The sequence below is a fragment of the Actinopolymorpha cephalotaxi genome (assembly GCF_013408535.1).
GTDB classification, from domain to species: Bacteria; Actinomycetota; Actinomycetes; order Propionibacteriales; family Actinopolymorphaceae; genus Actinopolymorpha; species Actinopolymorpha cephalotaxi.
Map to the genome: position 1 here is coordinate 265,637 of NZ_JACBZA010000001.1, position 20,276 is coordinate 285,912.

Sequence of the window (20,276 nt, forward strand, 5' to 3'; positions counted from 1 at the left end):
CAGAACAGCCGGCGGCAGATCTCTGACAACCTGCGATGATCGTGGGTCGGCGCGAAGGCGCACCCGGTGGAGAGGAACGTCGCCCAGGGCAGGCCGCTGGCGCTGGTGCGGATACCGAGGTTCGGCAGGTCCTACGTCGTGCCGGCGATCCAGGGCATCCGGAAAGAGGATCTGGCCAAGGGGTTCGGGCACTTTCCCGAGACCGCACTGCCGGGTCAACGGGGCAACTGCGCCCTCGCCGGCCACCGGGTGACCCACGGCGAACCCCTTCGTGACATGCCGAATCTCCGCGTGGGCGACAAAGTCGTGGTGGAGACGTCCGCGCCACGTACACCTACGCGCTGGACTCCGAACCGCGCGAGCTCGTGGTGCGCGACGACGCGACCTGGGTGCTGGATCCCGTTCCTGCGAAGGAGTTCACCGACGTCACTCCGACGGTCGCCCGGCTGACGCTGGTCACCTGCGCGGACCTTTTCCGTACGACACAACGCATGGTGGTCTTCGGGCACCTGGTCGGTACCGCGCCGAAAACGGTCATGAACCGTCGCGGGGTCCGACGTAGTTCGGCGCGCAGGAATGCGGCGGACCTCTTTGGTTGCCTTTTCGTTCTATCCCGTACTTCCGTATTCCTGCCTTCGCCCGAAGCTGTGAGAGACGCGCAATTTCGGCATTACCCGGCACGTGGGTGGGAAGCAGCCAGCCAACCCTGATATTGGGCGAATTCTTAGGTGTGGGGGAAAGATGAGAGTGTCACGGGCTCAACTTCGGTGAGCCTGGGGCCGTGGCTCACCGAAGCCGATCGGACATCGCGTCCTCGGTGAGCCCGGCCTGAACAGGTCGGTCAGGTGATGGCCGTCGCACAAGGGGGTGCGGCGGCCATCACCTTCTCGTGTCAGGCACGGGTTGACGGCACGGCCGCGGCGGCGATGACCTCGTCCAGGTGGTCGACGATCCAGGCGATGGTGGTGGCGGCGCGCTGATAGGCGTCTGGATCCGGCGTCCAGCCGTGCAGGGCCCAGGACGCGCTCCCGATCTCGACCAGCAGCATGATCGGCACGACGGCGGCGCGCTCGCGCTCCGACAGCGGGTAGGCGTCGTGGTAGCCGGCGACGTACTCGCCCAGCACCGCGAGCATCGCGGCCGTGTCGCGTTCGGCCTCGTGCCGGTTGCCGACGTGCACGCGCAACCGGCTGGCGAGGTAGTAGCCGAGGTCACGGACTCTCGGACCCAGCGGGAGATGGTCCAGGTCGATGAATCCACTCACCTGGCCCTTGTGGACCAGCACGTTGCCGGTGTTGCAGTCTCCGTGCGTGCGCTGGACGGGAAGCCCGGAGACGGTGGCGGTGAGGTGCCCGACCAGCGGTTCGAGGAGTCCGGTCACTTCCGGCGGCAGGCCCGGCAGTGCCGCGCCCAGCGCCTCCGGCACCGGGTCGTCGACGTACGACCTCGGCTGCCACGGGCACTCGGCCAGCGCGCGGTCGAGCTGCCCGATCGCGGCGCCGATGGCGTAGGAGGTCTCCTCCGCGTACGGGCCGAGCTCGTGGTTGCCGGAATCGCTTCGTACGAAAGGAAAAAGAGCATACGCGTGCTCGTCCCCGGCGGTGTGGATGGCGCCCTCGTCGGTGACGATCGGGACCACGACAGGCACCCCGGCGGCCTGCAGATGACCCAGTACGCGGAAGGCGTCGACGGGTCCGGCGCCCGGCGCGTACTCGGGAAGCCGTTTGAGCACAAAGCGCCGGCCGTCTTCGGCGACGACACGCCAGACGGGGTTGTTGACGAGGGGCATCGCTTCCAGGTGGGCGTCACCCACGGCGGAGTTCCACGCTCGGAGCGCGGATCGGGCGGCGGTGATCTCAGCTGTCTCGGCCATCCCAGGAGGCTACGAAGCGCATGCGGTCGTTCGCACGACTTCGCGCATGGCCGAACACGGCCATGCGTATCGTGTGGCTTCGCCGGGTGGAGGGGTGGGGAGGTGGCGTTGGTGAACGTAGGCGAGGCGCTGGCGCGGCGCGAGCAGGAGCGGGCGCGGCTGGCCACCCGGCTGGCTCGGCTGTTGGCCGACGATCCGAGGGTGCTGGCCGGTTGGCTGCAGGGCTCCGTCGGACGCGGTGAGGCGGACGGCCTCAGCGACCTGGACGTGACCGTCGTGGTGGCCGACGAAGCGCTGGCGGCGACCGCCAGCGCGCCGGACCGGCCCACTACCTACGAGCGGATACGAACGTCCCCGCGTGGCCGGTTCGTGGCCGGCCTGGGCGCACCGGCGCTGCTGACCGAGGCACCGCAGAACGCGCCGGCCGCCGGCGCCTTCCTGTCGTCGTTCTTTCCCGGTGAGTACGGACCGCACGGAGTCGACTGGGAGTGGGTTCCCCGGTCGGCTGCCGTACCCCCGGAACACACGGTGGTTCTGCTCGACCGCTCCGACGCCGCGGTGGATCACCCGGCCCGGTCGGGTCCCGGCACCGCAGGGGCGGCAGCCTCGGAGTCGCCACCGCGAGCGCCGTTGGAGGTGTCGGTCGCGGAGTGCTGCTCGTTCTGGTCGATGCTGATGTGGGCGGGCAAGTACGCCGCGCGCGCCGACCCGACCGCCTGCGCGACGCTGCTGGGGTACGCCGTTCGGTCGCTGGACGTCGTGAGCCGGTTCACCGGGGTGACTCCGCCCGCGGACCCGGACCCGGACCCGGACCCGGCCGAGCCTGACCGCGTCCGACCGTCAACTGCGGAGCGGCTCCGCGGTCAGGTCGGGTCACTGTGGCTGCTCGCCGACCGGATGGACGCACTGGCTCCACGACTGGTCGACCTCGGCGTTGACCTGCCAGGTGACGTGGGCTGGGCCGTTCGGAGCTACCTCAACCTGGTCGAGGCCCTGTCGAATCGGTGACCGAGGCGGATCCCCAACCGTCATGGGCGGAGGATGCACTGCTGCGGGTCCACCCACTCCGGGGGTACGTACTCGGGGTGGCCGTGTGCTCCCATCCGTACCAGCCAGCCCCTGTGGTGGACGGTGACGTGGTGAAAGCGGCACAACAGCACACCGTTCGACAGATCGGTCGGGCCACTGTGGTCCCAGGCGGTCATGTGATGCGTGACGCAACGCGGCTCCGGGATCTGGCAGCCGGGGAAGTGGCAGTGGCTGCCGTCGCGGATCGCCAGGGCACGGCGTTGGTGCTCCTTGAAGAACCGGTCCGAGCGGCCGAGGTCGAGGACCTGCCCATCACCGCCGAGCACGACGGGGACCAGGTCGGCCTCGCACGCCAACCGGCGCACAGTTGCGGCGGAGATCGGCTTCCCGTCGGTGCCGAGGTAGCGGGCCGACCCGCCACCGCCACACTTCGGGCACCCGTCGTGCGGGTCGATGGCGTCCTTCATCCCCACCGCACCCTGGTCGGGTTCGGGGTCGGTGTTCGGTTGTGGGGGTTGGCCGGGTGTTCGGGGTGGTGGTATCCCGTCGGCGGGTGATCCGGTGCCGGGTGACTGCCGTTTCTGCTTACCTGGCTGGGATTCCTGGCCCTCGTCCTGGCCTTCCGCCTCGTGGGGGGTCGGCTCACCCGCCTGGTCGGGGTCCTTGGCCGCGTTCTTCGCGTTCTTGGCGTTGCCGGTGTTCTTGCTGGTGCCGTACTTGGGGTCGGTGCAGGGGCAGCTGCAGGGCCGTGGGCGTACGGGGGTGGCGGTGTCGTCGATCGTCCCGGCACCCACGCCGGTCAGGAGGACGTCGATCGGGATGGTGACCGCGACCTGGGGTGGTCTCCCGCCGCGTACGGGTGCGGTGGTGGCGGCGGCGAGCAGGCCGAGGGCTTCGGCGAACGCGTCCCCTCGCCGCTGGTCGATCGGGCGGTTGTCCGGCTCTGCGCCCTTCTTCGGTTCGGCCAACGGTTCGATGATCTTGCGGAACAGTTCCATCTCCCACGCCGGCAGGGTGATCCGCACCGTCTCCGACTGGGGGATGCCGTTGGGCAGGTAGCGCAGGGACCGTTTCTGTTCGGCCTTGCGGTCCTTCTTCGCCAGTTCCTCTCCCTCCAGCCGTTCGGCCTCTTCGGGCGCGATGCGTTCCAGCAAAGATTCGCCCATTCCGCGGAGTTCGTCGGGGTTGGCGAAGGCGGCCTTCTCGATCAGGAACTCCTCCGCCCGGTGCCGTTCATCGGCCCCGACGTACTCCGGGAGTTTCTTCAGTGCTTCGGCGATCACCTTGGCCTGCTGGGCCGACACCGCCCCGGCGGCCATCGCCTCCAGGGTCAGCCGCGCCACCTTGCCCAGGTCGCGGGCCAGCCCGACGACCGCGGACGCCTCCCGCTGCGCGAGCCGCTGCGCGGTGCGCAGATACACGGTGGCGTTCGGGGAGCCGGTCAGCCTGCCGATGTCACAGGCCTCCGCCAGAGCCACCAGGTCCAGCTCGAGGGCTTCGAAGCGGGCCTTCTTCGCCCGCGCCGCAGCGATCACCGCCGCGAGCTCCTCCGGCTTCAGGCCACCCTTCGGCGCCACCCACGCCTCGTCCAGCGGCGCGTCGACCCGGTCGAGCGCGGCCAGGATCCGGCCGGCGGCATCGCCACCGGTCCAGGCACCCCACTCGCTCGAAGACATGATCGAATCGTATCGGCCACCACCGACAAGCCCGGTTAGCCCACAAGGCGGGATTCCTCAACGTACACAGGAGGTTCAGGCTGACTGTGGGAGCGCCAGTCACCTCGCAGTTGTCGATACCTACGTCGCTCGCCATAGGCGTGTGAGTATCCCCCTCACGGGCCGGGATGCTCGGGCGGCCGAAGTCGGCGGGGCGGCGATGTCCGGAGGCGGCCATCCCACCGGCGCCGCCAGGGCGGAGGGAAGTTTCCCCATACACGTTGGTGTTTCACTGCCGTCCGCAGCCCGCGCAAGCCGTCCTTGACGACCACCTGCCGAGCACGGTCTTCCCGTCCTGCGAACCCGGAATGGAAGATGATCGCGCACAGATCCTCAGGCGAAGGGACGGCAGGAATGGCGCAGGACGACCGCGACGCGGACGTGGACTTCGGTCAGGTCCTCTACGGCGCCGACTACAACCCCGAGCAGTGGCCGGAGGACGTCTGGGACGAGGACGTCCGCCTGATGCGGGAGGCGCACGTCACCACGGTGAGCGTGCCGGTCTTCGGCTGGGCTTCACTGCAGCCGGACGAGGAGACGTTCACCTTCGACTGGCTGGACCGCGTACTGGACAAACTGTCCGCGCAGGGAGTGCGGGCAAACCTCGCCACCGCGACCGCCTCGGTCCCGGCGTGGGTCACCCGCCGCTACCCGGACGTGCTGGTCGTCGACGAGGACGGCATCCGCCGCCGGCACGGCAACCGGCACATGTTCTGCCCGTCCTCGCCGAACTTCCGCCGGTTGTCCACCGCGCTGGTCCGCGAGATCGCCACGCGGTACGCCGACCACCCGGCCCTGCAGTTGTGGCACATCGGCAACGAGTACGGCACGTTGTGCTACTGCGACCTGTGTGCGGACGCGTTCCGTCAGTGGCTGCGCGAGCGGCACGGCAGTCTCGACCAGCTCAACCACAACTGGAACACCGCGTTCTGGGGCCACACGTTCACCGACTGGGCACAGGTCGAACCCCCGGTCAGCAAGGGCGAACGCGCCATCCAGGCGTTGCGCATCGACTGGCACCGGTTCGCCTCGGACGCCCTGCTGAACTGCCTGCGCGCCGAGGTGGCGGTGATCCGCGAGGTCACTCCGAACATCCCGATCACGACCAACCTGATGGGTGCGTTCTTCCCGCTCGACTACCACCGCTGGGCGCGCGAGCTCGACATCGTGTCGTGGGACAACTACCCGCGCCCGAACGACCCGCCGGAGACGGTGGCGTTCAACCACGCGCTGATGCGTGGGCTGCGGGAGGGCCAGCCGTTCCTGTTGATGGAGCAGAGCCCGTCCCAGCAGAACTGGCAGCCCTACAACTGGATCAAGCCGCCGGGCCTGCTGCGGCTGCAGTCCTACCAGGCGGTCGCCCAGGGCGCGGACTCGGTGATGTACTTCCAGTGGCGGCGTTCCCGCGGCGGCATCGAGAAGCTGCACGGCGCGGTGGTCGAGCACCACGGCCACTCCGACGCCCGGGTCTTCCGCGAGGTGGCCGAGCTCGGCCGCGAGCTGGAGTCCCTCGGCACCCACACGACCGGCGGCCGGGTCGCCGCCCGGGCCGCGGTGCTGTTCGACTGGCCCACCTGGTGGAGCCTGCGGTTCTCCAGCGGCCCGAGCGTCGACCTGGATTACCTCGACCAGTGCCGATCGGTATACGCCGCGCTGCACCAGCTCGGCGTGCAGACCGACGTGCTCGCACCGGATGCCGACCTCTCGGCGTACGACCTGATCGTGGCGCCGGTGCTCACCATGGTCGAGGAGCCGGTCGCCACCGCGATCTCCGAGCGCGTACGCGCCGGGGCGACGTTCGTGGCCACGGCGTTCACCGGGCTGGTCGACCAGCACGATCTCGTCCACCCGGGAGGAGCGCCCGGCCCGTTGCGCGAGGTGCTCGGGCTGACCGTCGAGGAGACCGACGCGCTCCCGCCCGACCGGACGAACGCGGTCCGGCTCGGCACCGATGTGGGAACGTTGCCGGCCGGGACCGAGCTGGCCGCCGGGATCCTGTGCGAGCGGGTGTTCCTGGAGGGCGCGAAGCCGGTGGGGGAGTACACCCGCGACTTCTACGCCGGCGAGCCGGGCCTCACCCGCAACTCCCACGGCGAGGGTCAGGCGTACTACCTGCCCACCCTGCTCGGAGGCGAGGGGCTGCGGCAACTCCTCGCCGCGCTGTGCACCGAGGCCGGCATCGGTTCGCCGCTCGCCGACGGTGCTCCGCCGCCTGCCGGGGTGGAGGTGACCCGCCGGGTCGGCCCGTCCGGGGCGGGCGTGCTCCACCTGCTCAACCACGGTGCGGAGGCTGTCAACGTGCGGTTGCGCCCGGGCGTGCACACCGATCTGCTCACCGGGCGGTCGTACGAGGGAGAGGTGCCGGTGCCCCACCGCGGCGTAGTCATCCTGACCGAGCCGACGAGCTGACCGCCGCCGCCACGCGCGGATGCACGGCAGGGGTAGGAAGCCGCAGGAGCGCGAAGCCGCAGGAAGACGGGGCCGCAGGAGTACGGAGAGGGGGACCGACAATGGCCTTCCGGGTCGGCGTCACGCGCGACTTCCGCGCACCCGACGGGCGCATCGGCTGGGGTGACATCGGACTGTCGGCGTTGGAACAGGCGCCCGGCGTGGAGTGGGAGTTCCTGCCGGACGCCCCCGATGGGCGCGACGGGCGCGACGAGCTCCCGGCCGAGGTGGTCGCCGGGTACGACGCCCTGCTGGTGCTCACGCCGCGGGTGAGCGCCGCGTCGCTGACCCGCGCGGACCGGCTGCGGATCGTGGCTCGGTTCGGCGTCGGTTACGACAACGTGGACGTGGCCGCGTGCACCGACGCGGGCGTGCTGGTCACCATCACCCCCGACGGAGTACGCCGTCCGGTGGCGGTCTCCGCGCTCACTCTCCTGCTGGCGTTGACCCATCGGGTCCGCGCCAAGGACCAGTTGGTCCGCGCCGGGCGCTGGCAGGACAAGCTCGACCACCTCGGCGTCGGCGTCACCGGCCGCACCCTCGGCGTGGTCGGCTGGGGCAACATCGGCCAGGAGGTGTCCCGGGTCTGCGCGCCGCTGGGGATGCGCCAGGTCGCCGCCGACCCGTACGCCGACGCCTCCGCCGCGGCAAAGGCAGGCGTCGAACTCCTCGACCTGGACGACCTGCTGACCCGGTCCGACTTCGTGGTGCTCACCTGCGCCCTGACGCCGCAGACCCGCGGCCTGATCGCCGCCGGCCGGCTCGCCAGGATGAAGGAGTCGGCGTTCCTGGTCAACGTCGCCCGCGGGCCGGTGGTCGACCAGCAGGCGTTGACGCGTGCACTCGCCGAACGCCGGATCGCCGGCGCCGCGCTGGACGTGTTCGACCCCGAACCACCCGCGCCCGACGACCCGCTGCTCGCCCTGGACAACGTCCTGCTGGCACCGCACGCGATCGCCTGGACCGACGAGCTCGCGCTCGGCAACGGCCGCAGCGCCGTGCAGGCCATCCTGGACGTGGCCGCCGGTCGCCGTCCCACCCACGTGGTCAACCCGCAGGCGTGGGCGCCGTCAGTCCCGAGCGAAGGAGCCGACCGATGAGCAGGTCCAAGCACACCGAGCACTCCGAGCACTCCGAAACCGCTGTGCACACAGCGATCCGGGCCGGTGATCTCGTCGTGGGCACGTTCGTGTTCGAGTTCGCCACCGCGGGCATCGGGCGGCTGGCAGCCGGCGCCGGCGCGTCGTTCGTCCTCTACGACGCCGAGCACACCGGCTGGACGTGGGAGACCATCGGCACGCTGGTGGCCACCACGCGGGGCGCCGGTGCCGACAGCTACGTGCGGGTGCCGACCACCGACCGCTCGGAGATCTCCCGGGCGCTGGACGTCGGCGCCCGCGGGGTGATGGTCCCGATGGTGGAGTCCGCCGAGCAGGCGAGCGCCATCGTGCGGTGGGCGAAATATCCGCCGGTCGGTCTGCGTGGTGCGGCGTTCGGCCTGGCCCACGACGACTACGTACGCGGTGACGGTGCCGCCTACATGCGTCGGTCCAACGCTGACAACCTCGTGTTGACACAGATCGAGACCGCCGCCGGGCTGGCCGCCGTGGAGGAGATCGCCGCGGTCGAGGGTGTGGACGTGCTCTGGGTCGGGCAGTACGACCTGACCACCAGCATGGGCATCCCCGGAGAGTTCGGCCACCCGGACTACCTCGCCGCCCTGGACCGGGTGGCCACGGCCGCGCGCACGCACGGGAAGGTCGCCGGCTTCATGGCCGGAACCCCTGCCGAGGCGGCGATGCTGGCCGAAAGAGGCTTCTCGATGTTCGCCTACAGCGGTGACCTGTGGATCTACCAGGATGCGCTCCGGGCCGGCATCGACGATGTACGGGGGAAGGCGCAAGCCGGCCTTGCGGCAGGCGCTCGCAACGGCGGGAAGTCAACCAGGGCAGCGAAGTGAGGATCACCGACGTACGCGTCGCCGAGGCGCCGATCGGTTCGGGGTTCGCCAACGCGGTGATCGACTTCTCCTCGATGACCGTCTCGGTGGTGGCGGTGGAGACGGACCTGGTGGTCGACGGCGAACGCGTGGTCGGCTACGGCTTCAACTCCAACGGCAGGTACGCCCAGACCGGCATCCTCACCGGGCGACTGCTCCCGCGGCTGCGCGCGTGCCCGCCCGAGCGGCTGGTCGACCCCGAGACCGGAGTGCTGGACCCGGTCGCCGCGAACGCGGTGATGCGGACGAACGAGAAGCCCGGCGGGCACGGCGACCGGGCGGTCGCGGTCGGCATCATGGACATGGCGCTGTGGGACGCCGCGGCGAAGGCGGCCGGTCAGCCGCTGCACCGGTTCCTGCGGACCCGCTACGAGCGGCCTGCCGCGGCGTCCGTCCCGCACGAGGATCCGGTTCAGGAGGACTCGGTCTGGGTCTACGCCGCCGGCGGCTACTACCACCCCGACGGCACGGTCGGCTCCCTGCGGGAGGAGATCGCAAGCTACCTCGACCTCGGCTACCGCGACGTCAAGATCAAGATCGGCGGCGCCTCGCTCGCCGAGGACGTCGAACGCGTCGAGGCGGTGCTCGACCTGCTGCCCGACGGCTGCCGGCTGGCCGTGGACGCCAACGGGAGGTTCGACCTGCCGACGGCCCTGTCGTACGCCGAGGCGTTGTCGGCGTACGACCTGCGGTGGTACGAGGAGCCGCTGGATCCGCTGGACTACCTCGGTCACGCCGTGCTGGCCGAGGCCTATCCCGGGCCGTTGGCCACCGGAGAGAACCTGTTCGCCGTCCCGGAGGTGCGTAACCTCGCCCGCCACGCCGGCCTGCGCGCCGGCCGCGACGTGCTGCAGATGGACCCGTCGCTGAGCTACGGCGTGCCGGAGTACGCCGCGATGCTCGACGCTCTGCAGGGTGCCGGTTGGTCGCCGGCGCGCTGCGTGCCGCACGGAGGCCATCTGTACAACCTCGCCGTGGCGTCGGCGTTCGGCCTCGGTGGGTGCGAGTCGTACCCGCGGGTGTTCGAGCCGTTCGGCGGCTTCGCCGACGACGCACCGGTGGCCGGCGGGCGGGTCCGGCTCGGCGACTGTCCGGGAGTGGGGATCGAGGGCAAGGCCGACCTGCACCGCCTGGTGCGTGGCCTGGTCGGCTGAGCGCCACGGCGTACCCCTGTCAAGCCGGCCTTGCCCCACCCCGGAAGGGGCGCTCGGTCAGCCCATGGTCTTCGCGCCGTCCAGGGACTCCCGGATGATGTCGGCGTGCCCCGCGTGCTGGGTGGTCTCGGCGACGATGTGGAGCAGTGCCCTACGGGCGGACCACCGGGTGCCGGGTGCGAACCACGGTGCCTCCGGCAGCGGGTGTGAGGCGTCCAGGTCCGGGAGCGTCGCGACCAGCTCGTCGGTTCGGCGGGCGATCTCCGCGTAGTGGTCGAGCACTCCGGCCAGCGTCTCGCCCGGCTGCATCCGGAACTCCTGCGACCATGCCGCGACGAGTTCCTCGCTGTACTCCTGGCTCGCCGGGCCCTCGACGATGAACTGCGCCCAGTTCTTCTCCGAGGAGGCGACGTGCTTGATCAGGCCGCCGAGGCACAACGCGCTCGCGGTGGTCCGCATGGCGGCCTGCTCGTCGGTGAGGTCGCGGGTGGTGTAGCGGAGGAAGTGCCGTGCCTGGGCCAGGGCGGCCAGCAGGTCGGCCCGCTCGCCGGTGACGGACGCGGCGGAGGCCGCGGACGAGGCGTCGGAGGCGGCGGAAACGGAAGCGGACATGGATGCGGAGGCGGTGGTGGAGTCGGGCTGGTTCGTGGTCGAGGCGTTCATGGCGGTCCCTTCTCGGTGGCGTTGATCCCACGCTAGAAGCCACACCGGCCACTTCCTGTCCTCAATGTCGAGCACTCCGGAACTTCCGCGGATCGGGCCCAACGAACCCGACTGATGTCACACAAAGTCACCGCCGGCGCTCGCCGCGACCATCCGGAACGACCCAGCCGAACGAGTATTTATGCCCTGCACTACCGAGCCCCAATCCAGTTCGTCCGAAGTTTTTTCCGAAGCGATTGTCGAGCCCGTTCGCGGCTTCGATAAACCCGCTCCGGCGTCCTTGTCGTGCACCCGGAAAGGGAGTTCGACGCAACCGGGAATTGCGCGATCGGCGACGGCGGCGTACCTATCCTGTCCGCTATGCCTCTTGAGCCTCACCTTCACCAGCGCCCGTTGAAGGTCGCCGTTCTCGGCCCGGTCGCGTGGCGAACACCGCCGCGTCATTACGGCCCCTGGGAACTCGTCACCAGCCTGCTCACCGAAGGGCTGGTCGCCCGCGGGCTCGACGTCACGTTGTTCGCCACCCTCGACTCGGTCACGGCCGCGACGCTGGACGGGATCTGCCCGAACGGCTACGCCGAGGACCCCGGGCTCGACGGGCGGGTGTGGGAGGCGATGCACATCGCGTACGCCTTCGAGCGTTCGGGCGAGTTCGACCTCGTGCACAGCCACCTGGACTGGTTGCCGCTGGCGTTCTCCGCACACTGCCGCGCGCCACTGCTCACCACCGTGCACGGCTTCTCCGGCCGCGGGATCGTGCCCGCCTACGCCCGCGCGAAGTCGTCGTACGTCTCGATCTCCGACGCGGACCGCGCACCCGAACTCGACTACGTGGCCACCATCCACCACGGCATCGACCTGACCGAACTCCCGTACGCGCCCGAGGGCGGCACCGGCCTGGTCGCGTTCGGCCGCATCCACCCGGACAAGGGAACCGCCGAGGCGATCGACATCGCCCACCGTGCCAACCTGCCGTTGACGATCTGCGGGATTGTTCAGGATGAGAGTTATTTCATCGAACGCGTCCGCCCGCACATCGACGGCGACCGCGTGCGCTACCTCGGTTCGGTGGGACCGAAGGACCGGGCGGAGATCCTCGGCGACAGTCTCGCGCTGCTGCATCCGATCTCCTTCGACGAGCCGTTCGGCCTGTCGTTGGTGGAGGCGATGGCCTGCGGAACTCCCGTGGTGGCGTTCCGCCGGGGCTCGATGCCGGAGGTCGTGGACGACGGTGTGACCGGGTTTCTGGTGCACACCGTCGAGGAGGCCGTCCGGGCGGTGGGTGCGGCCGGCACGCTGGACCGGGCGGCCTGTCGTAAACATGTGGAAGAACGCTTCGGAGTGGACCGGATGGTCGACGAATACGTGCGTGTCTACCGCGATATCGCCGCAACCGAGTTGAGCCCTTGGTAAATTCAGTCCGCCGAAGAGACCCGACCGGGTCCGGTGCAGGTTCGCGGAGGCCGATTTCGTAGGAAGGCGCCCCGCTGAACCCGTTTTCTGTTGGCCTCGAAAGCCCGGCCGGCTGGCGCCTTCCCCCGTGTGGCAGTAATTGCCGCCCGGGCGCATGAGTAGAAGGCACGGTATGGCTACCAGCTTTGGCTTCCTCAGTACCCACCCCCCGACGCAGTGCGGTCTCGCGACCTTCAACTGCTCACTCGCCGCCCAGCTCACAGCGGGCGGCGTCGGCGGTGGGATCGTCCGGGTTCTTACAGACGGTGACGACCGACGCGCCTCGCCGGGTGTCGTGCACACCTGGTCGGCGGCGCACGCCACCGGCTGGCTGGGCGCCGCCTCGGCACTGAACCAGTTCGACGTGGCGGTGATCCAGCACGAGTACGGCATCTACCCCGGGCCCGACGGCCAGGACGTCCTGCCGCTGCTGCGACGACTGCGGGTCCCGAGCATCGTTGTGTTGCACAGCGTCCTGACCAACCCGAGCTTCCGGCAGCGGATCCTGCTCGAGCAGATCGGTGCGATGGCCGACGCGGTGGTCACCATGACCCAGGCCGCGCGCGACCGGCTGGTGGCGGGGTACGCCGTGGACCCGTCGAAGGTGACGGTCATCCCGCACGGCGCGCCCGAGTACGTCACCCGGCCGACCGAGGCCCGGACGGCGCCGCACCTGCTCACCTGGGGTCTGATCGGGCCCGGCAAGGGCATCGAGTGGGCGTTGCGTGCGCTCCCGCACCTGCGCGACATCGACCCGCGGCCGACGTACACCGTGGCCGGCCGCACCCACCCGAAGATCCTGGAACGCGACGGCGAGGCCTACCGCCGCGGGCTGCAGCGCCTCGGCGAGGAGCTCGGCGTGGCCGACACCGTGACGTTCGACGCGATCTACCGCGACACCGAGGCGCTGAACCGGCTGATCCGGTCCGCCGACGTGGTGGTGCTGCCCTACGACTCCCGCGAGCAGGTCACCTCGGGCGTGCTCATCGAGGCGGTCGCGGCGGGCATCCCCGTGGTGGCGACGAGCTTCCCGCACGCGGTGGAGCTGCTCGCGGACGGCGCCGGCCTGGTCGTTCCGCACCAGGACCCGGTGGCGCTGGCCGCGGCGGTCCGGCGGATCCTCACCGAGCCCGGACTGGCCGGCGGGATGGTCGGCGCGAGCACCACCTCGACGCTGAGCTGGCCGGCGGTGGCCGACCGGTACGACACCCTGGCCAACCGTCTGCTGGCCGCGCGGCGTTACACCGCGGAGGCGTTGCCCTCGTGACGCCCGTGATCGCGCCCGCGCCCTCGTTCAGCCACGTCATCCGGATGTCGGACGACACCGGGCTGTTCGAACACTCCCGGAACGCCATCGTGCGCCGGGAGCACGGCTACTGCACCGACGACGTGTCCCGTGGGCTCGTCGTCACCAGCCGCGAGCCGAACCCGTCGGAGGAGGTGGTCCGGCTGGCGGAGGTCTACCTCACGTTCCTCACCCACGCCCAGGACCACACCGGCGCGTTCCGCAACCGGCTCGGCCACGACCGGCGGTGGAGCGACCGACCGGCCCTCGGAGACTGGTGGGGGCGAGCGTTGTGGGGTCTCGGCACCGCCGCGGCCCGCAACCCCGCACCCTGGATCCGCAAGGAGGCCATGATCGCCTTCGACCTGGGGGCGACCAAGCGGTCCTGGGCGGTGCGCGCGATGGCGTTCGCCGGCCTCGGGGCGGCCGAGGTGCTCCGCGCCCACCCGGACCACAAGGGTGCGGCGGCGCTGCTCGCGGACGCCGCCAAGGCGGTCGGCGGCCCGGGGGAGGACCCCGACTGGCCATGGCCGCAGGAACACCTCACCTACGCCAACGCCTCGCTGGCCGAGGTGGTGATCGCCGCCGGCAAGCTGGGCGGTGACCAGCAGGTGCTCGAGTCGGGGTTGCGGATGCTCAGTTGGCTGCACGACGTGCAGCGCACCGGCGACCGGCTGTCGGTGATCGCGGTGGGCGGATACCGCCGCGACGGGCCCAGGAACCGCCACGACCAGCAGCCGATCGAGGTGGCCAGTTTCGCCGACGCCTGCGCCACGGCGGCCGAGGTGACCGGCGACCCGGCCTGGGACGACGGCGTCAGCCAGGCGGTGGCGTGGTTCCTCGGCGACAACGACCTGGGCACGCCCATGTGGGACTCCACCACCGGCGGCAGCTACGACGGACTGACCCCGACCGGCCCCAACCCCAACCAGGGCGCGGAGTCCACCCTCGCGCTCGTGTCCACCCTGCAGCACGCCAGGCGCCTGTCGTGACGGCACCGGGCCTGGCCTCCCGGCTGGACCTGGTGCTGGCCCCGGAGTCCCGCCGGGTGATCATCCGGCCGTTCGTGCCGGGGGAGGACGACGACCTCGTCCGCGCCCGGATCTCGGCGCTGGTCGAGCGGGTCGTCCACCTCGACGACGACGAGACCGGGCGGCTGCTGCAGCAGACGCTGCTGCACTTCGGGGGACGTCACCACGACCTGGAGATGACGTTCCTGCACCACTACGACCTCGTACGCCCGCGCATCGACCGGCACGCCGAGCTGTCACCCACTGCCCGGCTGCTGGTCGGTGCGTACTGCAGTCAGGAGTACGCCGTCGAGGCGGCGGCGCTGTGCAACCCGTCGATGGTGCCCCACCCGGACCAGTCCGGCCTGTCCGCCGGGCAGTTGCGGGTGGCGCTCAGCCTGCGCCAGATCGGGGAGGGTCACCTGTCCTCGATCGGGTTCGCCACCGGGGTTCTGGACCCCGGGCGCGGCCGGCTGGACGTGGCCGACCGGCGGGGCCCGCTGCTGGCCGGGCGGCGGGCGGGCACCCGGCACCGCCGGGACCTGTTCGCCTCCGGGCTGGAGGAGGACGGCTGGACCGACAAGGTGTCCGCGGCTGTCCTCGCCACGCTGCCGGAGGTGTTCGACGACGAGGACCTCGACCGCGCGCTGTCCCACCTGCCGGCGGACCTGCTGGCCGACGAGGAGGAGGCGGCCGCGGTGGACCGGCTCCGGTGGGCCGCCTCGGCCAGCTACGCCGTCACCTTCCCCGAGGAGGTGCCGCTGAGCCAGCGGGTGCTGTGGCCGCTGACCGCCACCGAGAGCAACGGCATGGAGGACGCGAGGTTCGTACGCTTCGTGTCCGACGACGGCGAGGCCGCCTACCACGCGACCTACACGACGTACGACGGTCGGCACATCAGCGTGCGCATGCTGAGCACCGCGGACCTGCGCAACTTCGAGGTGACGCCGGTGCGCGGGCCGGCCGCCCGCAACAAGGGGATGGCGTTGTTCCCGCGTACCGTCGGTGGCCGCCACTTCGCCCTGTGCCGCTCCGACGGGGAGACCATCGGGCTGAGCGCGCTCGACCGGCAGAACCGCTGGCAGCAGCCGGTGCCGCTGCACGTCCCGCGGCTCGGCTGGGAGCTGACCCAGGTCGGCAACTGCGGCTCACCGCTGGAGACCGAGGCGGGCTGGCTGGTGCTCACCCACGGGGTGGGGCCGATGCGGAGGTACGCCATCGGCGCGCTGCTGCTCGACCTGCACCGGCCGGAACGCGTGATCGCCCAACTGCCGGGGGTGCTGCTCGCGCCGCAGGACGAGGAGAGCGAGGGCTACGTGCCGAACGTCGTCTACTCCTGCGGCGGCGTCCTACACGCCGGAACACTGTGGCTGCCCTACGGCGCAAGCGACACCCGGGTCGGCTTCGCCACCGTCGACATCGCCACCCTGCTCGCCGCCATGGGGCAATGAAGTCGTGACCGTCACGGCCGCAGCTTCGTCTGCGGACAGTGACGCGCCGACGGGCAGGAGAGCCGGCTCCGGTTCCGGCCCGGACTCGGGCGCGGGCAGGGCGGCGGCGCTGATCCGCCCGCGGCGGACGGCGTTCCGGTTGGCCTCGGTGGTGCCGCCCCACACGCCGTAGGTCTCCGGCAGCGCGAGCGCGTGCGTACGGCAGGCGTCGAGAACGGGGCAGGCCGCGCAGAACTCCAGCGCCCGGGCCTCTCGCGCCAGCCGCTCCGGAGGCTTCTCGCCCTCCGGTCCGTAGAACAGCCCGTCAGGTGCGTGGACGCAGGCAGCCTCCAGGTGCCACGCCCGCGACCGGGCGGGCATCGGCTTCCTCCGGCCGCCTGGTACGGCGGCGCGCCGTCGCGCCATGCGAGAACCCCATTCCGCTGCTTTCGTCCGACTTGCGCCGGCTTCCCGCGCTCACCCCTCGTTCTCGCGCCGTGCTCCGAGCCCCTGCGTTCCTGACACAGGACCACGGTGGGCTTACGGTGTAAGCCACCCACACGGGGGCCAACCTTACGCTGTAAGCGGCCGGGCGCAAATGTCGCGTCGGCCGTGGACGTGGTACGCAGGGGGTGGACACGCCCAGTCCGAGCCACGGCGATACAGGAGCGTCCCCATGAACTCACCCGGGACACCGCAGACACCAGGCGGTGACAGATCGAGTCGGTCGGGCGGGTCGACCCGGTCGGCCGGGACGACGCGACCCAACGAGCACGCGGCCTCCGGGCGCGGCGCGCTCAACCGCGACCTGATCGTCTCCGCCGCCATCGAGTACGTCGACGAGCACGGACTGGCGATGCTCACCATGCGCCGCCTCGGTGAGCACCTGGGCGTGGAGGCGATGTCGCTCTACCGCTACGTGAACGGCCGCGAGGACCTGCTGGAGGAGATCGTCCGCCGGATGGTGGACGGCCTGCACGTGGACCGCGCCCGGCGCGAGCTCCTCGCAGGCCCGGGCTGGCAGGCCTACCTCCAGTGGCTCGCGCACGCCGTACGCCGGCTGGCCCGCCAGCATCCGCAGCTGTTCCCGCTGATCGCCACCCGGCACCCGGCCGCCCCCTGGCTACGCCCACCGCTGCGCAGCCTGGACGTCGTCGAGGACTTCCTGGCCACCCTCGTCGACCGCGGGTTCACCATGGAGAACGCCGTGATGGCCTACCGCGCCTTCACCAGCTACCTGCTCGGCTACCTCCTGCTGGAGGTGTCCACGATCAGTGGCCGCACCGTCGCGGAGGACTCGCTGACCGAGGTGGCCAACTCCCCGCCGCCCTCGCCGATCCCGCTGGACGACTATCCCCACATCCAGCGGGTGGAGACGTTGCTGTCCCAGGACCACACCGACCTGGAGTTCGAGCTGTCCCTGGAGGACATGCTGGACCGGATCGAGCGGCTGCTGGCCAGCGACCTGACCTGAGCGTCAGCGGTCCGACTCGGGCCAGACGTAGGGCAGATCGGGCGGTACGCCGGGAAACAGCTCGGCGTACGTCGCACTGTCCTTGCGCACCAGCGCGGACTGGTGACTGCGGTGGAAGTCCGGGTCGCCCAGCCACGGGGGCAGCTCCCCTGCGTCGGCGAGGGCGGGCTGGTCGCGGACCTCCTCCCGGCCGGTGGCCAGCGCGAGGTCGGCCCGCAGGGTGGCCGCGCAGGTGTCCTTCCGGCCGGTGTCCGTCCAGACCCGGCAGACCTCCAGCCCGTACCTCGCCAGCGCCTCGGGGTAGCCGGTCCACATCCGCACCACCGGGTGGTGCCGCCAGCCGTAGCCGGGGACGGTCAGCCCGCGCAGCGCCTGCAGGGCCTCCACCCGCTGCTTGCCCAGCCGCCGCTGGTCGAGGACCCGGGCGGAGGCGGCGAAGTCGGCGTACGGCAGGAAGGTCTGCATCCGCTTGAGTTTCCCGGCACCACCCGGGCCAACCTCGGGACCTGTGCCGCCGGCTACTCCAGGTACTCCCGGCACGCGGACTTGTAGTGGTAGTCCGGCCCGCAGTCGTTCAGGACGTAGGTCTTGCCGTCGGAGCAGATCACGCTCGGCAGGTTTCCGCCGGACTGTCCTCGCCGCCACACCCAGGCGTTGATGACCTCGGTGCCGGCGAGGTTCCAGCACCGGAAGTCGATCCGGTAGTCCTCGTACTCGCACTCGTCGACCCACCTGCCGTTGACCGCCGTGCGGTGCCGCCTGATGTTGGGCTTGCAGTAGCGCCTGCTCACCCGCGCGGCGTCGGGATTGCACCACCGCCAGTCGGTCCGCCGCGAGCCGGTGCTGTAGTCGTGGCAGTTGTTCCAGTACTCCCATGGGTCGCTGCCGTGCCGGCTGGCCTGTGCCTCGCGGCGGCCGGGCAGCAGGTCCAGGGCGCTCAGGCCGAGCACCATGCCGGTGGTCAGGACGCCCTTGAGCAGGCTGCGGCGGTTGATGTGGTCGCGTTCGATCAGCTTGCGTACCGCGCTCGGTGTGGCGTTCGGGGGCGGCGTGCTCGCGCTCGGAACCGTGGGGATGGCAGCGGTCATGACGATCCCTTCCGTCGGGTGGTGGGCCGCTCGGGCGCCCAGCACAGTTCGGTGACCCGGTGCAGGAACTCCACCCGCTGCTCGCAGCGGTGTTTGTGGTCGCGTTCACCGGCGACGGTCGTGACGGTGGACGGGGTGGCGTGGACGACGACCATGTCCGTGGACTCCGCCGACGCGGGGGAGACCTCCTCCGCCCACACCTCACCGGTGGGCACCGTCGCGCCCGACCACACCGGCACCAGCCGGTGCGCAAGGGCGGGTTGACGGATGTCGAGGTGGCCGACCCCGGGCACCCGCTTGCTGACCTCGAGCACCTCGACGGTGTGCGCGGCGGGCCTGGCCGCGGTCACCCGCAGGCCTTCCGGGCTGTCGTGGAAGCCGAGCCCGGCGAAGTACCGGAGTACGTGCGAACCCGGCATCTTCGGGTCCGGCAGCCAGGTTGCCGCCTCGTGCCAGGGTCCCCGCCACACCGCGAGTCCCTGGTCGGCCGTGTCGCTGTGGCCGATCATGCACTGGCCGCCCTGCATCTGTACGACGTTGCTCCAGTGCCCGTCGACGACGCGTTCGAGGACGTGGTCGTAGTTGCCGGCCCTGGCGATGTGCAACTGGCGCAGGTCGAGGCCCTCCGGCGTACCCGCGTACGGCCGGTTGGTGGTGATGCGGACCGAGGCCGACCACGGCTCGGTCAGGTCGTATCCGGGTGCGCACAGCGTCACCCGGCCGCCGTCCGCGGCCCGGAAGTGCGTGCGTTCGGCGGCGCGCTGGTCGTCGTGCACCGTGGCTCCTGTTCGTCGTCGTAGCGGTCGTCGTGGTGGTGGTCGGGTCGGGGCAGGGGTCGGGGCGAGGTCGGTCAGGTGGTCAGCCGGTCCTGGTGGCGGCCAGCAGGACCACGGCCAGGACGCAGCCGCAGGCGAAGGTCAGCAGCGGGCGCAGGGTCCGGTCGTACGTCGCGAGCCGGGCGTCCCAGTGGCCGTCGTCGCGATGGGCGTGCCGGGCCAGCACCATCGCGGCCCGCCCGGCGCCGAACGCCAGCCCGGCGGCCAGTCCCTGCGGCCAGGTCGCGCACAGCGCCACGGTCAGCACCAGCACGTGCGGAAGGCCCGTGGTCATGTACGTCCGTACGCCGGTGCCCATCTCGAAGCCGAAGTGCAGCGCGCCGTAGCGGGGACCGTCGTCCCCGATCGACTCCGGAACCTGCCGGCCGTTCTGCGGCAGCGGCAGCCGCAGGACGCCGAGTTCGTTCAGGCAGACCAGCACGGCGACCGCGCCGACCACGAACGCGGCCGGGACCGGGCGTACGACCGGCCGCACCAGCAGGCCGAGCGCCACCGCGACCACCGCGCTGGTGAGGCCTCCGGCCAGCAGGCCGGCACTGAACCACCACCGGGAACGTTCTCGCCAGACCGACGAGACCAGCATCGCCGAGTTGTGGCTTCATACCGATCCCGAGATCGAGTACCCCGCGGCCAGTGCCAGCACGACCCAGGCGAGCAGGACCGGGGCGGTGGCGAACGCCCACCACCAGGTCAGCGCGGGCACCGTCAGTGCAGCCACGGCGAGCACGGCGCCGGGCGCCAGCGGATGGGTGAGGCGCCGCCGGACGCGGGGTGAGCCGGTCCCGCCGACGGAGCTCACCGGGCCTGTCCTGGTCGACAT

20 protein-coding genes are annotated in these 20,276 nt (G+C 71.1%); 11 read left to right on the forward strand and 9 right to left on the reverse strand.

All coding sequences use genetic code 11. The features are described from left to right. Positions 1-105: 105 nt before the first annotated feature. Positions 106-450, forward strand: coding sequence for a sortase domain-containing protein (locus FHR37_RS33400; RefSeq protein WP_378079812.1), 345 nt, complete (start codon positions 106-108; stop codon positions 448-450). Positions 451-892: 442 nt separating this feature from the next. On the opposite strand, the gene FHR37_RS01100 is transcribed toward FHR37_RS33400, so the two are convergent. Next, positions 893-1,873, reverse strand: a complete 981-nt coding sequence (locus tag FHR37_RS01100; RefSeq protein ID WP_092881252.1) for a phosphotransferase enzyme family protein — start codon at positions 1,871-1,873, stop codon at positions 893-895. Between the two features lie 111 nt (positions 1,874-1,984). On the opposite strand from FHR37_RS01100, the gene FHR37_RS01105 reads away from it, so the two are divergent. Further along, entirely contained in the window at positions 1,985-2,881 is an 897-nt protein-coding gene (locus FHR37_RS01105) for a nucleotidyltransferase domain-containing protein (RefSeq protein ID WP_139238820.1), read from the forward strand. A 20-nt stretch (positions 2,882-2,901) separates the two neighbouring features. Here FHR37_RS01105 and FHR37_RS01110 read toward each other — a convergent pair whose 3' ends face one another. Beyond that, positions 2,902-4,578 carry an HNH endonuclease signature motif containing protein gene (locus tag FHR37_RS01110; RefSeq protein WP_092881256.1) on the reverse strand — a complete coding sequence of 559 codons (1,677 nt, stop codon included), beginning with the start codon at positions 4,576-4,578 and terminating at the stop codon, positions 2,902-2,904. A gap of 393 nt (positions 4,579-4,971) precedes the next feature. On the opposite strand from FHR37_RS01110, the gene FHR37_RS01115 reads away from it, so the two are divergent. From FHR37_RS01115 to FHR37_RS01130, 4 genes are all read left to right on the forward strand, one after another. Then, a complete protein-coding gene (locus FHR37_RS01115) occupies positions 4,972-7,026 on the forward strand; it encodes a beta-galactosidase (RefSeq protein ID WP_092881258.1) in 2,055 nt (684 codons plus the stop codon). A 101-nt stretch (positions 7,027-7,127) separates the two neighbouring features. After that, positions 7,128-8,165: an NAD(P)-dependent oxidoreductase gene (locus FHR37_RS01120; RefSeq protein ID WP_092881260.1), complete on the forward strand. Its 1,038-nt coding sequence runs from the start codon at positions 7,128-7,130 to the stop codon at positions 8,163-8,165. Continuing rightward, the gene (locus FHR37_RS01125) at positions 8,162-9,025 is read left to right on the forward strand and encodes an HpcH/HpaI aldolase family protein (RefSeq protein ID WP_092881262.1); all 864 of its coding nucleotides are present in this window, start codon (positions 8,162-8,164) and stop codon (positions 9,023-9,025) included. Before FHR37_RS01120 ends, FHR37_RS01125 begins: the two co-directional genes overlap by 4 nt. Then, the gene (locus FHR37_RS01130) at positions 9,022-10,218 is read left to right on the forward strand and encodes an enolase C-terminal domain-like protein (protein ID WP_237768583.1); all 1,197 of its coding nucleotides are present in this window, start codon (positions 9,022-9,024) and stop codon (positions 10,216-10,218) included. The genes FHR37_RS01125 and FHR37_RS01130 overlap by 4 nt, the downstream gene beginning before the upstream one ends. Positions 10,219-10,275: 57 nt before the next feature. Here FHR37_RS01130 and FHR37_RS01135 read toward each other — a convergent pair whose 3' ends face one another. Further along, positions 10,276-10,881, reverse strand: coding sequence for a DinB family protein (locus FHR37_RS01135; protein WP_237768584.1), 606 nt, complete (start codon positions 10,879-10,881; stop codon positions 10,276-10,278). A 360-nt stretch (positions 10,882-11,241) separates the two neighbouring features. Between FHR37_RS01135 and FHR37_RS01140 the strand changes: the two genes are divergently transcribed. The 4 genes from FHR37_RS01140 (at position 11,242) to FHR37_RS32265 (ending at position 16,079) form a co-directional block, all read left to right on the forward strand. Next, positions 11,242-12,294 carry a glycosyltransferase family 4 protein gene (locus FHR37_RS01140; protein WP_202817905.1) on the forward strand — a complete coding sequence of 351 codons (1,053 nt, stop codon included), beginning with the start codon at positions 11,242-11,244 and terminating at the stop codon, positions 12,292-12,294. A 172-nt stretch (positions 12,295-12,466) separates the two neighbouring features. Continuing rightward, positions 12,467-13,600 (forward strand): glycosyltransferase, encoded by a 1,134-nt coding sequence (locus FHR37_RS01145; RefSeq protein WP_092881266.1) that lies wholly within the window; start codon positions 12,467-12,469, stop codon positions 13,598-13,600. Continuing rightward, positions 13,597-14,610, forward strand: a complete 1,014-nt coding sequence (locus FHR37_RS01150; protein ID WP_202817906.1) for a glycosyltransferase — start codon at positions 13,597-13,599, stop codon at positions 14,608-14,610. The genes FHR37_RS01145 and FHR37_RS01150 overlap by 4 nt, the downstream gene beginning before the upstream one ends. Next, positions 14,607-16,079, forward strand: a complete 1,473-nt coding sequence (locus FHR37_RS32265) for a glycoside hydrolase family 130 protein (protein WP_092881268.1) — start codon at positions 14,607-14,609, stop codon at positions 16,077-16,079. The genes FHR37_RS01150 and FHR37_RS32265 overlap by 4 nt, the downstream gene beginning before the upstream one ends. Here the strand turns inward: FHR37_RS32265 and FHR37_RS01160 are convergent. Continuing rightward, positions 15,978-16,484, reverse strand: coding sequence for a WhiB family transcriptional regulator (locus FHR37_RS01160; protein WP_092881270.1), 507 nt, complete (start codon positions 16,482-16,484; stop codon positions 15,978-15,980). The genes FHR37_RS32265 and FHR37_RS01160 overlap by 102 nt on opposite strands. Before the next feature lie 250 nt (positions 16,485-16,734). On the opposite strand from FHR37_RS01160, the gene FHR37_RS01165 reads away from it, so the two are divergent. Beyond that, complete coding sequence (locus FHR37_RS01165; RefSeq protein WP_092881272.1) at positions 16,735-17,532, forward strand: TetR/AcrR family transcriptional regulator; 798 nt, start codon at positions 16,735-16,737, stop codon at positions 17,530-17,532. 3 nt (positions 17,533-17,535) lie between these two features. Here FHR37_RS01165 and FHR37_RS01170 read toward each other — a convergent pair whose 3' ends face one another. The 5 genes from FHR37_RS01170 to FHR37_RS01190 all read right to left on the reverse strand — a co-directional run bounded on the left by FHR37_RS01170 (position 17,536) and on the right by FHR37_RS01190 (position 20,255). Then, positions 17,536-17,997: an MSMEG_6728 family protein gene (locus FHR37_RS01170; RefSeq protein ID WP_092881274.1), complete on the reverse strand. Its 462-nt coding sequence runs from the start codon at positions 17,995-17,997 to the stop codon at positions 17,536-17,538. Between the two features lie 53 nt (positions 17,998-18,050). Further along, a complete protein-coding gene (locus tag FHR37_RS01175; protein WP_092881276.1) occupies positions 18,051-18,620 on the reverse strand; it encodes a hypothetical protein in 570 nt (189 codons plus the stop codon). Beyond that, positions 18,617-19,396, reverse strand: coding sequence for a hypothetical protein (locus FHR37_RS01180; RefSeq protein ID WP_092881278.1), 780 nt, complete (start codon positions 19,394-19,396; stop codon positions 18,617-18,619). Before FHR37_RS01180 ends, FHR37_RS01175 begins: the two co-directional genes overlap by 4 nt. An 82-nt stretch (positions 19,397-19,478) precedes the next feature. Next, the gene (locus FHR37_RS01185) at positions 19,479-20,039 is read right to left on the reverse strand and encodes a hypothetical protein (RefSeq protein ID WP_092881280.1); all 561 of its coding nucleotides are present in this window, start codon (positions 20,037-20,039) and stop codon (positions 19,479-19,481) included. A gap of 15 nt (positions 20,040-20,054) precedes the next feature. Beyond that, positions 20,055-20,255, reverse strand: a complete 201-nt coding sequence (locus tag FHR37_RS01190) for a hypothetical protein (RefSeq protein ID WP_092881282.1) — start codon at positions 20,253-20,255, stop codon at positions 20,055-20,057. Between the last annotated feature and the right edge of the window lie 21 nt (positions 20,256-20,276).

Excerpts from the sequence above, each read along its gene's own strand:
- FHR37_RS01100 (WP_092881252.1), bottom strand. The coding sequence starts at position 1,873 with ATGGCCGAGACAGCTGAGATCACCGCCGCCCGATCCGCGCTCCGAGCG.
- FHR37_RS01110 (WP_092881256.1), bottom strand. The coding sequence starts at position 4,578 with ATGTCTTCGAGCGAGTGGGGTGCCTGGACCGGTGGCGATGCCGCCGGC.
- FHR37_RS01115 (WP_092881258.1), top strand. The coding sequence starts at position 4,972 with ATGGCGCAGGACGACCGCGACGCGGACGTGGACTTCGGTCAGGTCCTC.
- FHR37_RS01120 (WP_092881260.1), top strand. The coding sequence starts at position 7,128 with ATGGCCTTCCGGGTCGGCGTCACGCGCGACTTCCGCGCACCCGACGGG.
- FHR37_RS01125 (WP_092881262.1), top strand. The coding sequence starts at position 8,162 with ATGAGCAGGTCCAAGCACACCGAGCACTCCGAGCACTCCGAAACCGCT.
- FHR37_RS01135 (WP_237768584.1), bottom strand. The coding sequence starts at position 10,881 with ATGAACGCCTCGACCACGAACCAGCCCGACTCCACCACCGCCTCCGCA.
- FHR37_RS01140 (WP_202817905.1), top strand. The coding sequence starts at position 11,242 with ATGCCTCTTGAGCCTCACCTTCACCAGCGCCCGTTGAAGGTCGCCGTT.
- FHR37_RS01145 (WP_092881266.1), top strand. The coding sequence starts at position 12,467 with ATGGCTACCAGCTTTGGCTTCCTCAGTACCCACCCCCCGACGCAGTGC.
- FHR37_RS01160 (WP_092881270.1), bottom strand. The coding sequence starts at position 16,484 with ATGGCGCGACGGCGCGCCGCCGTACCAGGCGGCCGGAGGAAGCCGATG.
- FHR37_RS01165 (WP_092881272.1), top strand. The coding sequence starts at position 16,735 with ATGAACTCACCCGGGACACCGCAGACACCAGGCGGTGACAGATCGAGT.
- FHR37_RS01170 (WP_092881274.1), bottom strand. The coding sequence starts at position 17,997 with ATGCAGACCTTCCTGCCGTACGCCGACTTCGCCGCCTCCGCCCGGGTC.
- FHR37_RS01175 (WP_092881276.1), bottom strand. The coding sequence starts at position 18,620 with ATGACCGCTGCCATCCCCACGGTTCCGAGCGCGAGCACGCCGCCCCCG.
- FHR37_RS01185 (WP_092881280.1), bottom strand. The coding sequence starts at position 20,039 with ATGCTGGTCTCGTCGGTCTGGCGAGAACGTTCCCGGTGGTGGTTCAGT.